We start from the raw sequence: 16,969 nt of genomic DNA on the forward strand, positions 1-16,969 counted from the left end.
CACGCACCTGGGAGACTGTCGGAGTGTCGGAAGGTCTGTGGATCGCACTCGCGGTCGTCGTCGCGCTCGTCGTCATCGCTCTACTGGTCCTGGGTTTGCTCCGGTACCGTCGTCGCCAAATCAGCCTGTCGGCCGGTGAGCAAACCGGCACCCTTGACCGCTCGGGCGGCTATACCGCGTCGTCGGGCATCACGTTCAGCCGCACCGAACCGGCGGACCGGATCGACACCACCGGACTGCCGGCCGTCGGGGATGACGCGACGATTCCGCGCGATGCCCCGAAGCGTCCTATCGGGGATGTGCAACTGCCCGAACCCGTCATCACTCCACCCGCTCCGGCCGCGCCCGCGCCCGCGCCGGTCACGCCGGAGATCGAGGCGATCGCACCGCCCGACGGGCGATTGGAGCGACTGCGCGGCCGGCTCGCCAGGTCGCAGAATGCGTTCGGGCGCAGCCTGTTAGGGCTGCTCGGCGGCGGCGATCTCGACGAGAGCTCCTGGGAGGAAGTGGAAGACACCCTGTTGGTCGCCGACTTGGGCCCCACAGTTACCGCCTCGGTGGTGGCCCACCTGCGCAGCCGGCTCGCCAGCAAAGATGTCCGCACCGAGGCTGAGGCCCGCGCGGTGCTACGCGAGGTGCTGATCGCCGAGCTGCAACCCGGCCTGGACCGCTCTGTGCGGGCGTTGCCGCACGACGACCACCCGTCAGTGCTGCTGGTTGTCGGCGTCAACGGCACCGGTAAAACCACCACCGTCGGCAAACTGGCGAGGGTGTTGGTCGCCGATGGTCGACGGGTCGTGCTGGGCGCCGCGGACACGTTCCGAGCCGCCGCCGCCGAGCAGTTGCAGGCCTGGGCGTCGCGGGTGGGCGCCGAGGTGGTGGGCGGAGCTGAGGGTGCGGACCCGGCGTCGGTGGCGTTTGACGCCGTCGACAAGGGCATCGCCGCGGGCGCCGACGTCGTGGTGATCGACACCGCCGGTCGGTTGCACACCAAAACCGGGCTGATGGACGAACTCGGGAAGGTCAAGCGTGTGGTGATGCGGCGCGCAGCGGTCGACGAGGTGCTGTTGGTGCTCGACGCCACCATCGGACAGAACGGGCTGGCGCAGGCGCGGGTGTTCGCCGAGGTCGTCGACATCACCGGCGCGGTGCTGACGAAGCTGGACGGCACCGCCAAAGGCGGCATCGTCTTCCGGGTTCAGCAGGAGCTGGGGGTGCCGGTGAAGCTGGTCGGGCTTGGGGAAGGACCTGACGACCTTGCGCCGTTCGAACCCGCCGCCTTCGTCGACGCACTGCTGGGCTGACGGCGGCGACCCGCTGCGCCCGGCTCCGCCGCGCTTGCGATCGCCGCGGGGTTGATATCCCTAAATACATTGGGCCTGTGAGGTTAATCCTGCCGAAACACACTGGCCCCATTGCCGAAACAACCGTTGCGCAAGGTTCTGGTTCAGGCCACAGGCGACTTGTCTGACGGCCAGGCGAAGGCCGACCGGAGGTGATACCGAGTGACATTCCCGATGCTGGGCCAGCCCAATACCGGCGACACCGCCTGGATGCTGGCGAGTTCCGCGCTTGTGCTGTTGATGACGCCAGGTTTGGCGTTCTTCTACGGCGGTATGGTGCGTGCCAGAAGCGTGCTCAACATGCTCATGATGAGCATCAGCGCGATGGGCATCGTGACGGTGCTGTGGGTGCTGTACGGCTACTCGATGGCGTTCGGAAACGACACTAGCAACGTTGTCGGCAGCCCGACCGAATACTGGGGCCTCAAGGGTCTCATCGGCGGCAACGCTGTAGCCGCCGATCCGAGCAAGGGCCTCGCGGCGACGGATATCCCGCTGGCGGGCACCTTGCCCGCTACCGTATTCGTGGCATTCCAGCTGATGTTCGCGATCATCACGGTCGCGTTGATCTCGGGGGCGGTGTCCGATCGGTTGAAGTTCAGCGCCTGGCTGCTGTTCGCGGGACTGTGGGCCACGTTCGTCTACTTCCCAGTCGCGCACTGGGTCTTCGCGTTTGACGGATTTGCTTCCGAGCACGGCGGCTGGATCGCCAACAAGCTGCACGCGATCGACTTCGCCGGAGGCACCGCGGTCCATATCAATTCCGGTGTGGCGGGCCTGATGCTGGCGATCGTGCTGGGCAAGCGCAAAGGCTGGCCCACCACGCTGTTCCGCCCGCACAATGTGCCGTTCGTGATGCTCGGTGCGGCGTTGCTGTGGTTCGGCTGGTATGGCTTCAACGCCGGCTCGGCCACCAGCTCCAATGGCGCCGCGGGGGCGACATTCATGACCACCACGATCGCGACGGCCACGGCCATGCTTGCCTGGCTGCTCACCGAGCGTATCCGCGACGGAAAGCCGACAACGCTGGGAGCGGCATCGGGCATCGTCGCCGGGCTGGTGGCCATCACACCGTCCTGCTCGTCGGTCAATGCCCTGGGCGCTCTAGTGATCGGCCTGATCGCCGGTGTGCTGTGTGCGCTGGCGGTCGGGATGAAATTCAGGCTCGGCTTCGATGACTCGCTCGACGTGGTCGGGGTTCACCTGGTCGGCGGCCTGGCCGGCACGCTGCTGGTGGGTCTGCTGGCCGCCCCGGAGAGCGTGGCGATCAACGGCGTCACGGGGGTGTCCAAGGGCTTGCTCTACGGCGGTGGCTGGGATCAACTGGAACGGCAAGCAGTCGGAGCGTTCAGCGTTCTCTTCTACTCTGGCATCGTCACCCTTATCCTGGCTCTGATACTGAAATACACGATCGGGCTGCGTCTGAGTCCTGAGGCAGAAGCGGCTGGTATCGATGAGTCTGAGCACGCGGAGAGCGGTTACGACTTCGCGGCCGCCACCGGCTCGGTTCTTCCTCATGCGAGTCTGCCGGACGGCGCTAACGGCTTGGAAGAGCGAGTGGACGACAAAGTAGAGGCGGAGCAGAAATGAAGCTGATTACCGCGATCGTGAAACCGTTCACGCTCGAGGACATCAAGGCCAGCCTTGAGCAGGTGGGAATCCTGGGGATGACGGTCAGCGAAGTTCAGGGATATGGCCGGCAGAAGGGGCACACCGAGGTCTACCGGGGCGCTGAGTACTCGGTTGACTTCGTGCCGAAGGTGCGCATCGAGGTCTTAGTCGAAGACTATGACGCGGACAAGGTTCTGGACAGCATCGTGCGGGCCGCGCGTACCGGTAAGATTGGCGACGGCAAAGTGTGGGTCAGCGCCGTGGAAACGGTGGTGCGGGTGCGCACCGGCGAACGCGGAGCCGATGCAATCTAATACACGCCCGATGAAGACTCCTCCGGAGTAGCCGATCCGACCTGGACGGGAATGACGCAGCGCGGACCAGAGCCAGCCGATCCTCTTTGGCCGGTGGCCGCGGCAAGCACTACCGCCAGCCCGGCGAGCGATCTACCCGCTGCCCGGGCAAACCTTCTCGCCCGTGGACCGGGCGACCTTGATTCGGCGGGCTTGCGTCATGCGTGGGGAGAGCTGCACGAGTCCTGGTTAGCGGCGAAAGCCGCCGAAATCGGTATCACCGTCGACAGCGGTTTCGCGATTGTTGCGACCGGTTCACTGGGCCGCCGCGAGCTGGTTCCGTACTCTGACCTGGATCTGTTGCTGCTGCACGACGGCATGCCTGTCGAGACCGTGCGTCAAATCGCGGACCAGCTGTGGTATCCGTTGTGGGACGCGAACATTCGCCTTGATCACAGCGTACGTACCGTCGCCGAGACATTGCAGGTCGCCGGTGCGGACGTGTCGGCCGGCGTGGCCATGCTCGATGCGCGGCACATCGCCGGCGATGAACAGCTGTCGGCCCGGCTGATTGAGGGAGTGCGGCGGCAGTGGCGCGCCGGAATCGAGTCTCTGTTCGGCGAACTCGTTGAAGAGACGCATGCCCGGTGGCGGCGCATCGGCGAGATCGCGCACCGCGCCGAACCCGACCTGAAATTGGGCCGTGGCGGCTTGCGTGATGCGCAGCTGCTCGACGCGCTGGCCATCGCCCACCTCGCCGACCGGCTCACTATGGCGCGGCCGGACGATTCAGCAGGTTCGTTGAGCCCGACACACAGGGCCCACCTGACGCTGCTCGACGTCCGCACCGAACTTCACCGGGTTTCCGGTCGCGGACATGACTTGCTGTTGGCCCAGTTCGCCGACGAGATCAGCGCCGCGTTGAACATTGGGGACAGATTCGACCTCTCGCGCACGCTGTCCGACTCCGGCCGCACCATCAGCTACCGCGTCGACGCCGGACTTCGGACTGCCGCTAATGCGCTACCGCGGCGCGGGATTTCGGCAATGCGCCGGCGGCCTCGCCGACCGCTCGACGAGGGGGTGGTCGAATACGCCGGCGAGATCGTGCTGGCCCGCGACGCCCGACCGCAAAACGATGCCGGGCTGGTGCTGCGCGTGGCGGCGGCGTCCGCGGTCACCGGACTGCCCATTGCGGTGTCCACGCTGACCCGGCTGGCCGACACCGCACCCGAACTCCCGGCGCCGTGGCCGCGCGAGGCGTTGAACAACCTGCTGGTGCTGCTGGCCGCCGGCCCGGGCACGATCGCGGTAATCGAAACGCTCGACCGGACCGGGTTGTGGGTCCGCCTATTTCCCGAATGGGCCGCGATCCGCGACCTTCCGCCCCGCGACGTCGTCCATATCTGGACGGTGGATCGCCATCTGGCCGAAGCTGTTTCGCGGGCAAGGATTTTCACCACCCGGGTAGCGCGTCCCGATCTGCTGGTCCTGTCTGCGCTGCTGCACGACATCGGAAAAGGGCGAGGTGTCGATCACAGCGTGGTCGGCGCTGAGTTGGCCACGCAAATCGGCGCCAGACTCGGTATGTGGCCGTCCGACGTTCAGACCCTTGCCAAGCTGGTGCGTCACCACTTGTTGTTGGCGAAAGTCGCGACCAGGCAAGACCTCAACGACCAGCAGACCATTGCCAATGTCTGCGAGACGTTGGACGGAGATCCGACATTGCTCGACGTGCTGCATGCGCTGACCGAAGCCGATTCGTTGGCTACCGGACCCGGGGTATGGAGTGACTGGAAAGCATCGCTGGTGGGCGACTTGGTGCGGCGCTGCCGGATGGTGATCGCCGGTGAGCCGTTACCCCATGCCGATCCGCTTGATCCTGAGTATCTTTCGCTGGCCGCCGACCACAAGGTGCATGTTGAGCTGCGGCCCGGCAGCAGCCAGCGCCTCTACCACGCCGTGGTGATCGCCCCGGACCAGCGCGGGCTGCTGTCCAAAACGGCTGGTGTGCTGGCCCTGAACTCGTTACGCGTGCATTCGGCGTCGGTGAACAACCACGAGGGTGCCGCGATCAGTGAATTCGTGGTCTCGCCCCACTTCGGTTCGCCCCCCGCCGCCGGATTGTTGCGACAGCAGCTGGTCAGCGCGCTGGGCGGCGAAGTCGATGTGTTGGCCACACTCGAGCAGCGTGACCGGGAACCCCCTCGCGGCCCTGTTCGCGAAGCACCGACCGCCGTCCCGGCGCGTCATTCCACCGCCCCGCCACGCATTGCGTGGTTCGACGGCGTATCCGGCACCATGATCATCGAAATCCGCGCCACCGACCGCGTCGGCTTGCTCGCGCGGTTCGCCGGCGCACTCGAGCGCGCCGGCGCGGACATCGACTGGGCGAAGGTGACCACGCGGGGGTCGATGGTCGATGACGTGTTCTGCGTCGTGCCGCCGGCACGGGCATCCCAGGCCGCCTCGGATGTGCGAGCGGCGATCGAACGCGACCTGTTCGCCGTGCTGGGTGCGGCCGCGCCGGCATGACCTGGGCGACACAGCCCGGCCGACGAGTCCTGCGGATTCAGGGAAACCCAGTGTTGAGTGCAGTGTTGCCCGAACCTGCCCGCCGGCTGGCAAGTGACCCGAATGTGGGACTGAGGCGGCGCGTCGGGCTTTGGCGCGTCTACCAGGTGCGGGCATCGGTCCACCGCGTTGGCGACGCAATCTGGATTGTCTGCGTGAGCTTGTCCAAGCGACTCGGCACCGCCGATGCCGCCGATGATCGCCAGCGTGCCGGCGCCTGCGATCACTGCCCGTAGCGCCAATTTCCACATTGTGCGCCTCCCCTTGACGCCCGGATCGCAGGGAGCCTGAGACCGTGCGGCAGCGGCGATTCCGGCTCCTCGCGTAGCCGGCGGCCGGGCTGGGGAGGCGAGCAGCGGCTGCGGTTCGGCCTGCTCCAGCCCGCGACGATCACCGAATACCTGGCATCACCACGCGCGCTGCCGAGACTGCGCGACCCGCGCCCCGACCCGAGCAAACCGCCCGTCTGACCGGAGCAGAGGAGGCGGTTGCGCGGTGCTGCTCATGTCGCCATGGGCATCGGCCACCCTGGGGCCGCCGCTGCACGCCGTCTTTCGGCGGTGGAATGTCGAAGACCTACTCGGCCACATCTGCCTGATCGTCGCGGCGACAGCGATAATCCACCACGGGCTGGCCCGGCTCGACGACGAACGCCAATCCCGCAGACTGTTCCGCCGGCACATCGCCCTCCCATTGTCGCTGGGCGCCCCGGTATCGGTGGCGGTGGTCATCGTCGCCGACGAGGGCTATCACCCCGACCTGTTCCCGGCTCATGTCAGCACCGCATGGTTCGGGGCCGATTGGACCGTGCTGGGGATCCTGCCCGTCTGGTTGTGCGCATGTCTGGGCGCGATCGGTTTCGCGTACGGGTCCGCGCGATCCTGGCACGCCAAGGTGGCGTGGTTCAGAGACAACCGCCCGGCACCGCCGCCGCGAAACGACCGCTAAGCGGGCCAGGTTACGGCGCCGCCCGTTGCCGCTGAGGCAGCGCGCATCGTCACCCGGCTTGGTCTGGTTGCCGGGCTCCTTTTCATCGCGCTGCGCGCTCTGCATCGTCGCCCGGCTAGGCTGGGCGGCGTGTTCGAATCGCTGTCCGACCGGTTGACCGGCGCCCTGCAGGGGCTGCGCGGCAAGGGCCGGCTCACCGACGCCGACATCGACGCCACCTCGCGCGAAATTCGGCTGGCGCTGCTGGAAGCCGACGTCTCGTTGCCGGTGGTACGGGAGTTCGTCGGCCGGATCAAAGAACGCGCCAAGGGCGCCGAGGTGTCCGGTGCCCTCAACCCGGCGCAGCAGGTCGTCAAGATCGTCAACGACGAGCTCATCGGCATCCTGGGCGGGCAGACCCGGCGGCTGACGTTCGCGAAGACGCCGCCGACCGTGGTGATGCTGGCCGGTCTGCAAGGCTCCGGAAAGACCACGCTGGCCGGCAAGCTGGCGGTGTGGCTGCGCAGCCAAGGGCATACCCCGCTGCTGGTGGCTTGCGACCTGCAGCGCCCGGGTGCGGTCAACCAGTTGCAGATCGTGGGGGAGCGCGCCGGCGTCGCGGTGTTCGCGCCACACCCCGGAGCGTCGGCGGATGCTGCGCAGGAGGCGGGCCCGGGTGATCCGGTCGCCGTCGCCTCGGCCGGACTCGCCGAGGCCCGGGCCAAGCATTTCGACGTCGTGATCGTCGACACCGCCGGGCGGCTGGGCATCGACGAGGAGCTGATGTCGCAGGCCGCGGCGATCCGCAATGCCATCGACCCCGACGAGGTGCTGTTCGTCCTGGACGCGATGATCGGCCAGGACGCGGTCGCGACCGCTGAAGCGTTCCGCGAGGGCGTGGGCTTCACCGGCGCAGTGCTGACCAAGCTGGACGGCGACGCACGCGGCGGCGCCGCGTTGTCGGTTCGCGAAGTCACCGGTGTGCCAATCCTTTTCGCGTCGGCCGGCGAGAAGCTGGAGGACTTCGATGTCTTCCACCCGGACCGGATGGCCAGCCGCATCTTGGGCATGGGCGACCTGCTGAGCCTCATCGAGCAGGCCGAGCAGGTCTTCGATGCCCAGCAGGCGGAAGCGACGGCCGCCAAGATCGGCTCGGGTGAGCTGACGCTGGAGGATTTCCTCGAGCAAATGCTGGCCATCCGCAAGATGGGTCCGATCGGCAATCTACTGGGGATGCTTCCCGGCGCGGGTCAGATGAAAGAGGCCCTGGCCGCCGTCGACGACAAACAACTCGACCGGCTGCAGGCGATCATCCGGGGGATGACGCCGCAGGAGCGCGCCGATCCGAAGATCATCAATGCCTCGCGACGGCTGCGCATCGCCAACGGCTCCGGTGCGACCGTGTCGGAGGTCAATAACCTGGTCGACCGGTTCTTCGAGGCCCGCAAGATGATGTCCTCGATGGTGGGCAGCATGGGCATACCCGGGTTGGGACGGAAGTCGGCGACTCGAAAGAGCGCGAAAGCCAAGGGCGGCAAGGGCAAGAAGGGCAAGAAGCGCGGTCCGACAGCGCCCCGGGCCCGCGGGCCGCTGGGCGCGGGCATGCCAGGGATGCCGGCCGGGTTCCCCGATCTGTCGAACATGCCGCAGGGTCTCGACGAGTTGCCGCCCGGCCTGGCCGATTTCGACCTGTCCAAGCTGAACTTCCCGGGCAACAAGTAGCCGCAGCCGTGCCTTTGCACGTGCGAGGGGTGGGGCTGCCCGAGCAGCAACCCGTCGAGCTGTGGATCGTCGACGGCCGGATAAGCCGCGAACCGGTCTCCGGTGCTAACACGGTTTTCGACGGCGGCTGGATTCTGCCCGGTTTGGTCGACGCCCACTGCCACGTCGGCTTGGGGGAGCACGGCGGTTCCATCGAGATCGACGAGGCGATCGTGCAGGCCGAGACCGAACGCGGCGCGGGCGCGCTGCTGTTGCGCGACTGCGGCTCACCGACCGACACTCGCAGTCTTGACGACCGCGACGATCTGCCGCGCATCATCCGCGCCGGACGGCATCTGGCCCGAACCAAACGGTATTCGCCCGGCTTGGCCATCGACATCGAAGACGAGTCGCGGTTGCCGGACTTGGTGGCCAAGCAGGCGCGCCGCGGCGACGGTTGGGTGAAGCTCGTCGGCGACTGGATCGACCGCGAGATAGGCGATTTGGGCCCGCTGTGGTCCGACGAAGTGCTCAAGACGGCAATCGAGGTTGCCCATCACCACGGTGCACGGGTCACCGCGCACGTCTTCGGCGAGGATGCGATGGCGGGGCTGATCAACGCCGGAATCGACTGCATCGAACACGGCACCGGGGTCACCGACGACATTATCGAGCTGATGGTCGAGCACGGAACCGCATTGGTGCCCACACTGGTCAACATCGAAAACTTCCCCGGTATCGCCGATGCCGCTACGCGCTACCCGAAATACGCCGCGCATATGCGCGACCTGTACGCCAAGTGTTATCCGCGGATGGCCGCAGCCCGAGACGCCGGCATCCCGGTGTATGCCGGCACCGACGCCGGCAGCATGGTCGCCCACGGGCGGATCGCCGACGAGATCGAGGCGCTCAAGGGGATCGGGATGAGTCCGGACGAGGCGTTGGGCGCGGCATGCTGGGACGCTCGTCGCTGGCTGGGCCGACCGGGGCTGGATCACGGCGCTTCGGCGGACCTGTTGTGCTACGCCGACGATCCACGTCAGGGTCCCGCGGTGCTGAATCGGCCCGACCGGGTGATCTTGCGCGGTCAGATGTTCTGATCGCCATGGCCCGCCCCAACCGGCGTTTGAACATTATCTAAAGAATCTTACTAATCCCTTAATTTACGGGTAAAGTCGCAGCCCAGTAAGTCTTTCGACGGTCACAGGGAGCGGTATGAAGCGATTTGATGTGGTGATTGTCGGTGCGCGGTGTGCTGGATCCCCGCTGGCAGTGATGCTCAGGCGCCGCGGTTTGAGCGTCTGCCTTGTTGACCGTGCCCATTTTCCGTCGGAGACGCCGTCGACTCATGTGATCCAGCCGTGCGGAGTGCGGCTGCTGGGCGAGCTGGGCCTCCTCGACGTGGTCTTGGCGTCCGGGGCGGTCCCGCTCGATCGCATCACGATGGTGATCGACGATGCCGTCCGCATCGAGGCAAAGCTTGACGAAGCCGAGCACTTGCAGTCCAGTCTGTGCATTCGGCGCGTCACGCTCGATGCGTTGCTCGTCGACGCCGCGGCTGCGGAGGGTGCCGATGTTCGCACCGGGTTGCGTGTCACGGGTCTGGTGCGGGAGGACGGTCGCGTGACGGCAGTCGACACGGCTGCCGGCCCTATCCACGGGCAGCTGGTTGTCGGCGCTGATGGCCGCCATTCGACGGTCGCTTCCCTGGTCGGCGCACGCGAGTATCACGTTGCACCCGCGGGAAAGATGTTCGCCTGGGCCTATTTCGAAGGCGTTCACGACCGGGAGGGGTGCGCGCGGATTGGCCGGCAGGGTGCGCAAGTTTTCCTCGCCGGCCCGACCGACGGCGATCTCTACATGGCCGCGACCGGCATTGATATGGCGGGGCAAGGCGAGTTCCATACCGATCGTGACGCCAACTTCACCGCGGGTATACGAGCGTGGCCCGAACTTGCCGATGTGATCGCCGACGGGCGCCGTGCCGGTCCAATCCGGGTTCTCACGAACTGGCATGGATACTTCCGCGAGGCCGCCGGCCCTGGATGGGTACTGGTCGGCGACGCCGGGCACTTCAAAGATCCGACGCCTGGGCAAGGTATCGGCGACGCCTTCCGGCAGGCCGACCGGCTCGCCCTTGCGATCGAGGATGGACTGGGCAACACCAGTCCCGACGCGGCCATGCGGCGCTGGTGGCAGTGGCGCGACGATGACGCATACGAAATGTATTGGTTCGCAAGCGATATGGGTGCTCCTGGCACCGCATCGCCGTTGGCGACGCGGTTAATGCGGGATCTGGCAGTGGATCCCAAAGCCACGCAAATGTTCTTTGGTGTGCTCGACCACCAGATTCGGCCGTCGCAGCTGTTCACCGGGCCTCGGGCGGCGCGGGCTGCGGTGCGTGCGCTCCTCGATAGGCCTGACCTGCTGATCGCGACGCTCAAGGAGATCGTCAGCACGGGGAGGCAGAACGCGCGCCGTGCCCGGCAGCGGAACACGGTGCCGCAGAGCTGACGGCTCTGTTAGACAGTTGAGTATGCCGATTCCCGAATTCATCGCTGAGCTTCGTCGGCACATCGGACATGCCCCACTGTGGTTGCCGGGTGCGACGGCTGTGGTCATCCGCAATCAGCAGGTGCTTCTGATCCAGCGCTCTGATAACCACGCATGGACCGCGGTCACCGGCGTGGTCGACCCGGGCGAGAATCCTGCGGATTGTGCCGTTCGAGAAGTCTTGGAAGAGGCCGGTATCCATGTGATTGCTCGACGACTGGCCTGGGTCCACGTGACTCGCCCGATAGTTCATGCCAATGGCGATCACGCTCAATACCTCGATCATGTCTTTCGCATGGACTGGTCTGGCGGCGAACCTTTCGCAGCAGACGATGAATGCGTGGACGCTCGCTGGTTTGACCTCGCCGAGATACCGGATATGTCTGCCAACATGCGTCGGCGGATCGAGCTGGCGAATAACGACAGCCGTAACGCCGCAACGGTTTTCGATACCACCTATACCCACGCGGACCAAGACCCAGGGAAGTGATGCCGTCATAAATTGCCGAGGTTACGGGGATTCATCGCTGCGGCACGCAGTAAGCCGGTTATTAGTGGATGCGGGGCTTCGGGCGTGCTGGACGTCTGCGGGACGAACAAAGTGGCCAGAAAGTAACGGAGATTTGGCAACTCGAGGATACGGGGTTCACCGTCCTGGTCGGTGCCCGATACGACCAGACCGGCTGCGGTCAGCGCCGGCAGGTGATCGAGGTTGAGGCCGAAGTTGCAGTAGTACTTCTCGGTGGTGGTCGTGCTCTGGTAAAGCCGAGCGGCGACGGCGTCCGACAACACCGTGAGCGTCATCGTCTGGTTGACCAGCGAGCAGCTCAGGGCTGTGATGAATAGATCGGACGCATACGGGTCGTATTCAGCGTGCGCGGCATCGGTGAAACCGAGGACATTGCGAGCATATTCGAGGACGACATGCTGGTATCCGCCACACGTTCCCAGCAGTGGCACATCGTGTTCGCGGGCATAGCGGATGGTCCGTAGCGCACCATTGATGCTGCGGTAGGGGCTGCCCGGCGCAATCCACCAACCGGCGTAGGCCGCGAGGTGTTCCTCGCTGAGCTGCTCGGCGTCAGATGTGGCAATCCACTCGAACGCAATCGACGCGCAGGCCGGGTCCGCGGCCTGTGCGTGAGCAACGGCAGCGCTGATCGCGGTATGTGGTTCATACGTCGGCCGGAAATCTCCGACAACGCCGATGCGAGCTTCTGCCATGGATTTCATGCTGCCACGGACCGATGCTCGCAAGCGCCGAGATCATGAGTTAGGCTTGCAGCGCCGATCACGCCCCCGGGCGCCGTCAAATGTCCGGCTTGAGTATGGCATTTGGGTGCGCAGTTACCCGGTCAATGGTCTTTTCTTCTGCATCGGCGCCCACATTTTCGTGACAGCGCCCCGTGTCAACAGCATCGGGCCAATCATGCACGGCCACAAAGAAACCCGTCAGAAGGAGACAAACTCATGGTTACCCTTAACGCGAATCACCGTCGGTGCACAGCGGACACTCTTGGAGAACATGCTCGACTACAACAGAGCCGCACTCGTCGAAGCCGTGCAGGGGCTCACTGAGGAAGGGGCCCGTCGTCGCCTCGTCGCTTCTGCCACAACACCGATTGGGCTAATCAAGCATGCAGCCGCCGCTGAACGTATCTGGTTCCAACACTATCTGGCTGGAATCCCCGAAGCCGAATGCGACGGTTACGCCACCCGCGGTGCCGGCAGTCGGGCGAGGACATTGCTGAACAGCTGTGCCGCGTCGGCGAGCTGGCGGGCCACATCCGAGGGCTGTTGCTCGGCATACCCATCGTGCACAACCCGCTCGTCGCGTCCCGATGGTTGGCAATCCTTTTGGCTCTGGCAGGAGTACTTCCCAGCCGCCGCTCGCGCCTCGGCCGCCTCCGAACTGCCTACAGAGCAAGTGGAAGAGATCATTGGTGCCGACCGGGTCGATACCGTTCTCGTACCCCACGATTGTTCCGACGGCTTCGGGCCGGCCTATTGGCGTCGACCCGACGCCTACCTTCGCCCCGAGGTGCGCGCCCGTATCTCGGGCCTCACACGGCTCTGCGCCAAGGACCTTGCACCTGGACTCGAGCGGCTACGCCACGATCTCGACACCGGTGCTTGGCATGCCCGCCACCGAGATCTCCTTGACCTCAACGCTATCGACGCAGGTCTTCGCCTCATTGTCCGGGATCAACAGCGTTGATCAACGATCCACGTCAACCTTTCGCCCAAGGGACACCGCGACACGTTCGCAGTGTTGTGTTGGACGACCATACCGTCGCCTATCTCGATCTCTTTGGCAGCGGCGTGGAAACAATCGCACACCTTTCGAAAGAACGGCCGGATCACGTGATGTTCTGCTCGGTCAACCGCATTCCGCGGATCTTGCGGCTGTTCGGTACTGGACGGATCGTACGGCCAGCCGATGCTCAATTTGGCAGTCTCAAAGCGCACTTCGGGCTGCAGCATCCTGGTATCCGCGCCGTCATCGTGATCGAAATGGATCGGGTCGCGGACTCCTGCGGGTTCTCGGTGCCACGCTATGGGCTCATCGGGGAACGACCTATGCTCGACGCGGTCCAAGGCGACCTGACGAGATGTTCGCTCAGCGGATTACCGGCGACAATCCGCAGAGCATCGATGGCCTGCCCGCACTGCATCCGAACCACCCCCTGCCGTCGACCATCGAACGCTGACCACGCGTCGCAACCCGCAGCTGCGCCACTATCTGGCACATGTTGTTCAAGAAGCGCTCTTCGGCCGGAGCCAATTCGCGCCGTCACGCCGGGGCCACTTTGTGTTGACATCGCGGGTCACCGGCATGCGGGCCGTGTACGCCACAATCCTTGCTGGTCGCGGAATAACAGGCCCCAGAGCGCTTTTCGACGGCGCAGGCGACCTTGAGGGGTTGTGCGACCAACCGATCGACCTGCGCGCATCCGACCGATCGCTGGCTGCCGTCGAACAGACCTACCTGAAGCACTGAGGTTTTCTCACTTGGGGCTCGTGAGTCTGGTGTGACTGGAGTTTTCGGCGTGTCGTAGTGGCTGGGCGTGGGGTCCTTGCTCAAGGATTCGGTTTCGACGAGGAAACCCGCTCCGCTGCAAAGGACCCCACGTGTTCACCTACTCTGCCATCTGCGACGTGCCGGAGGAAACCCTGCTGCATGTGACCGCGCTGCTGCACGTTCACCGGCGCGAGATCAGAACGCGGGCCGGGCGGCGGTCGGGTACGGTGCGCACGCAGGCCAAGCTGGTGCTGCGGTGGTTCCGCGACGACGCCCCGATCCGGTTGTTGGCGATGGAGGCCGGGCTGCCGATCTCCACCAGCTACCGCTATCTGCACGAGGCGATCGACGTGATCGCCGAACAAGCTCCTGACCTGCACGAAGTGCTCGACCGGGCCAAGGCCGAACAGTGGTCGCACGTGACGCTGGACGGGACGCTGATCGCCATCGACCGGGTGGACGAGCGCAACGAGGCCGGCCATCACCGGTGGTATTCGGGCAAGCACAAAACCCAGGGCGGCAATGTGCAGATACTGGCCGACCCGGGCGGGTTCCCGGTGTGGTCGAGCGAGGTCGAGCCGGGCAGCGTGCACGACATCACCGCCGCCCGCGCGCACTGCCTGGGCGCGCTGTACAAGTCCGCGGCCGACGGGGTGCCGACGCTGGCCGACAAGGGCTACGAAGGAGCGGGGATCGGGGTGCACACTCCGGTCAAGGGCCGCGGCCTGGCCGTGGAGAATCAGAGCTACAACATGCTGCTCACCGCGGCGCGTGCCATCGGTGAACGCGCCAACGCCGAACTCAAACAGCGTTGGCGCTGCCTCCGTCGAATCCGCCTGTGTCCAACCAGGATTGGCGCAGTTGTTGCCGCCGCGATCGTACTATCGACTCTCCAACGCGGAAATTACTGAGAAAACGTCAGTACCCCGACTTGACTCAAATTAGTGCGTCAGCGGCGATCTTGATGAGGGCGTGGCGGAGATCATCGGGTAGCCGGCCGGCGGAGTTGCGGGTTTGGTTGTCGGCCTTGTTCATCAAGATCCGATAGCAGCGGGTATCGCGAACGAATTCCTCGATGCCTCAACCACTTTGAGCTTCGGTACAGTGCCGGTAATGACCGGCTCCGGTAGCCAACCTAGTTGTTTGTTGGGGGCGGCTGCGGCTGGAAGGGTTCGTACCACCACCAGTCGGCGCGCTCGCCGGTGGGCCCGTGGCACGGTGGGACAGCGGGCGGGGGACGGTTCGGAGGATGCGCGAGCGATCCTGCGCTGACCCGTCGATCGCAGCTATCGGTGACGATCAGATCGTCGGCGTGTCCGGTGATGGTGATGACGCCCCGATGGTGCAACCGATGGTGATACGGGCATACCAGCACCAGGTTGGTAACAAGTCGGGAACCTACCCCCTTGGCCCTGTGTGACAGGGTTAGGTGAGACAGCAGCAGTAGCCGATCATCGCTACAGGGCGAGACAGGATCACCATTCTCCGTGACTATGACGATCGCATCCCTGCAGGGGTGCGCCGATACTGACCAAGTGGACAGCACGCCGGATCCGGGTGCTCGGGCTCGGCGACGCACGTTCACCGCCGAGTACAAGGCCCGCATCCTCGACGAGTACGACGCCCTGCCGGCCGGCTCGTGCGAGCGTGGTGCGTTGCTGCGCCGCGAAGGCCTGTACAGCTCGCACATCGCCGAATGGCGCAAGGCCCGTGATGCCGGTGCCCGTGCCGGGCTGACGCCCAAGGGCAAGTCGAAACGCACCGCTGAGCAGGTGGAGCTGGACAAGCTGCGGCGGCGCACCAAGCAATTGCAGGCCGAGCTGGACCGGACCAAGCTAGCCCTGGAGATCACGGGAAAAGCACACGCGCTCTTGGAGATGCTCTGCGAGAGCGCGGATTTCGAGCCGAAGTCGAAGCCGTGATCGGCGAGCACCTGCCCGCCCTGGAGTCGGCGACGTCCACCAAGCGGGCGTGTGAATTGCTGGGTGCATCACGGGCCACGCTCTATCGGCGCCGCAACCCAGCACCGCGGCCGGCGCCGCGGAGGCGGCCCGAGCCGCCGAACAAGCTCACCGAGGCCGAACGCCAGCAGATCCTGACGGTGCTGCGATCGGCCGAGTACTGCGACCTGGCGCCGGCGCAGGTGTGGGCGCGCCTGCTCGACGACGGCATCTACTTGTGCTCGATTCGCACCATGTACCGGCTTTTGGCCATTGCTGGGGAGAACCGGGAGCGGCGCCGTCAGCGCACCCACCCGGCGCGCAAGAAACCCGAGTTGATCGCCACCGCGCCGAACCAGGTTTGGTCGTGGGATATAACGAAACTGCAAGGGCCACAACGTGGTATCTTCTATCAGCTGTATGTGATCATCGACATCTTCTCGCGCTACGTCGTCGGTTGGACCCTCGCTGCCAGCGAGACAGGCGAGCTGGCCAAGCAGTTCATCGACGACACCTTGGCCCACCACGGCATCGAACCCGGTCAACTGGCTCTACATGCTGATCGCGGCACCTCGATGACCTCCAAGCCGGTCGCCCAACTGCTGATCGACCTGGGTGTGGACCGCAGCCACAGCCGCCCGCACGTGTCCAACGACAACCCCTACTCGGAGGCCAATTTCAAGACCCTCAAGTACTGCCCGGCGTTCCCGGGCCGGTTCGGCTCGATCGAAGACGCCCGCGCCTTCTGCAGCGCATTCTTCGATTACTACAACCATGAACATCGTCACAGCGGCGTCGCGCTACACACCGCGGCCTCGGTGCACTACGGCACTGCAACCCAGGTACAGGCCCAACGCGCCGCCACACTCGACGCGGCTTATGCCGCCAACCCCGCCAGGTTCCGGCATCGCCGGCCCACCCCGCCGAAACTGCCCACCATCGCCTGGATCAACCAGCCAACCCCCGAAGCACTCATCAAATCCGCGTAAGAAACTGTCTCACCGG

The 16,969-nt window shown here is 65.4% G+C and carries 12 protein-coding genes and 3 pseudogenes; 12 read left to right on the forward strand and 3 right to left on the reverse strand.

The window, feature by feature from the left end; genetic code table 11:
* Positions 1–23 precede the first annotated feature (23 nt).
* The 9 genes from ftsY (at position 24) to M5I08_RS05660 (ending at position 11,492) form a co-directional block, all read left to right on the forward strand.
* Positions 24–1,304, forward strand: coding sequence for a signal recognition particle-docking protein FtsY (ftsY, locus tag M5I08_RS05620; RefSeq protein ID WP_219067168.1), 1,281 nt, complete (start codon positions 24–26; stop codon positions 1,302–1,304).
* A 213-nt stretch (positions 1,305–1,517) separates the two neighbouring features.
* Positions 1,518–2,933: an ammonium transporter gene (locus M5I08_RS05625; RefSeq protein WP_219067217.1), complete on the forward strand. Its 1,416-nt coding sequence runs from the start codon at positions 1,518–1,520 to the stop codon at positions 2,931–2,933.
* Complete coding sequence (locus M5I08_RS05630) at positions 2,930–3,268, forward strand: P-II family nitrogen regulator (protein ID WP_219067167.1); 339 nt, start codon at positions 2,930–2,932, stop codon at positions 3,266–3,268. The genes M5I08_RS05625 and M5I08_RS05630 overlap by 4 nt, the downstream gene beginning before the upstream one ends.
* A gap of 51 nt (positions 3,269–3,319) precedes the next feature.
* Positions 3,320–5,782, forward strand: a complete 2,463-nt coding sequence (locus M5I08_RS05635) for a [protein-PII] uridylyltransferase (protein ID WP_219067166.1) — start codon at positions 3,320–3,322, stop codon at positions 5,780–5,782.
* A 534-nt stretch (positions 5,783–6,316) separates the two neighbouring features.
* Positions 6,317–6,769, forward strand: coding sequence for a hypothetical protein (locus M5I08_RS05640; protein WP_219067165.1), 453 nt, complete (start codon positions 6,317–6,319; stop codon positions 6,767–6,769).
* Between the two features lie 129 nt (positions 6,770–6,898).
* The gene (gene ffh / locus M5I08_RS05645) at positions 6,899–8,470 is read left to right on the forward strand and encodes a signal recognition particle protein (protein ID WP_219067164.1); all 1,572 of its coding nucleotides are present in this window, start codon (positions 6,899–6,901) and stop codon (positions 8,468–8,470) included.
* Between the two features lie 8 nt (positions 8,471–8,478).
* Positions 8,479–9,549, forward strand: a complete 1,071-nt coding sequence (locus M5I08_RS05650) for a metal-dependent hydrolase family protein (RefSeq protein WP_219067163.1) — start codon at positions 8,479–8,481, stop codon at positions 9,547–9,549.
* Between the two features lie 115 nt (positions 9,550–9,664).
* The gene (locus tag M5I08_RS05655) at positions 9,665–10,963 is read left to right on the forward strand and encodes an FAD-dependent oxidoreductase (protein WP_219067162.1); all 1,299 of its coding nucleotides are present in this window, start codon (positions 9,665–9,667) and stop codon (positions 10,961–10,963) included.
* Positions 10,964–10,985: 22 nt separating this feature from the next.
* Positions 10,986–11,492: an NUDIX hydrolase gene (locus M5I08_RS05660; protein ID WP_219067161.1), complete on the forward strand. Its 507-nt coding sequence runs from the start codon at positions 10,986–10,988 to the stop codon at positions 11,490–11,492.
* A gap of 5 nt (positions 11,493–11,497) precedes the next feature.
* On the opposite strand, the gene M5I08_RS05665 is transcribed toward M5I08_RS05660, so the two are convergent.
* A complete protein-coding gene (locus M5I08_RS05665; protein WP_219067160.1) occupies positions 11,498–12,226 on the reverse strand; it encodes a CTP synthase C-terminal region-related (seleno)protein in 729 nt (242 codons plus the stop codon).
* 301 nt (positions 12,227–12,527) lie between these two features.
* Here M5I08_RS05665 and M5I08_RS05670 point away from each other — a divergent pair.
* Positions 12,528–12,656, forward strand: a pseudogene (locus M5I08_RS05670) (mycothiol transferase); the annotation flags it as partial.
* Between the two features lie 74 nt (positions 12,657–12,730).
* On the opposite strand, the pseudogene M5I08_RS05675 reads toward M5I08_RS05670, so the two are convergent.
* Positions 12,731–12,856, reverse strand: a pseudogene (locus M5I08_RS05675) (DinB family protein); the annotation flags it as partial.
* A 1,278-nt stretch (positions 12,857–14,134) separates the two neighbouring features.
* Between M5I08_RS05675 and M5I08_RS05680 the strand changes: the two are divergent.
* A complete protein-coding gene (locus M5I08_RS05680) occupies positions 14,135–14,935 on the forward strand; it encodes a transposase family protein (protein ID WP_249762759.1) in 801 nt (266 codons plus the stop codon).
* 224 nt (positions 14,936–15,159) lie between these two features.
* On the opposite strand, the pseudogene M5I08_RS05685 reads toward M5I08_RS05680, so the two are convergent.
* Positions 15,160–15,408, reverse strand: a pseudogene (locus M5I08_RS05685) (hypothetical protein); the annotation flags it as partial.
* A 109-nt stretch (positions 15,409–15,517) separates the two neighbouring features.
* Between M5I08_RS05685 and M5I08_RS05695 the strand changes: the two are divergent.
* Positions 15,518–16,953 (forward strand): IS3 family transposase gene (locus M5I08_RS05695; protein WP_370328484.1). Its coding sequence is split into 2 segments (ribosomal slippage): positions 15,518–15,878 and positions 15,878–16,953, totalling 1,437 coding nucleotides; the frame shifts between segments, so codons are not numbered across the junction.
* The last annotated feature ends 16 nt before the right edge of the window (positions 16,954–16,969 follow it).

This window comes from Candidatus Mycobacterium methanotrophicum (assembly GCF_023515995.1).
Taxonomy (GTDB): Bacteria; Actinomycetota; Actinomycetes; order Mycobacteriales; family Mycobacteriaceae; genus Mycobacterium; species Mycobacterium methanotrophicum.

What these genes read in the sequence shown, in the direction of transcription:
- M5I08_RS05625 (WP_219067217.1), top strand. Translation starts at nt 1,518, where the DNA reads ATGCTGGGCCAGCCCAATACCGGCGACACCGCCTGGATGCTGGCGAGT.
- M5I08_RS05630 (WP_219067167.1), top strand. Translation starts at nt 2,930, where the DNA reads ATGAAGCTGATTACCGCGATCGTGAAACCGTTCACGCTCGAGGACATC.
- M5I08_RS05635 (WP_219067166.1), top strand. Translation starts at nt 3,320, where the DNA reads ATGACGCAGCGCGGACCAGAGCCAGCCGATCCTCTTTGGCCGGTGGCC.
- M5I08_RS05655 (WP_219067162.1), top strand. Translation starts at nt 9,665, where the DNA reads ATGAAGCGATTTGATGTGGTGATTGTCGGTGCGCGGTGTGCTGGATCC.
- M5I08_RS05660 (WP_219067161.1), top strand. Translation starts at nt 10,986, where the DNA reads ATGCCGATTCCCGAATTCATCGCTGAGCTTCGTCGGCACATCGGACAT.
- M5I08_RS05665 (WP_219067160.1), bottom strand. Translation starts at nt 12,226, where the DNA reads ATGGCAGAAGCTCGCATCGGCGTTGTCGGAGATTTCCGGCCGACGTAT.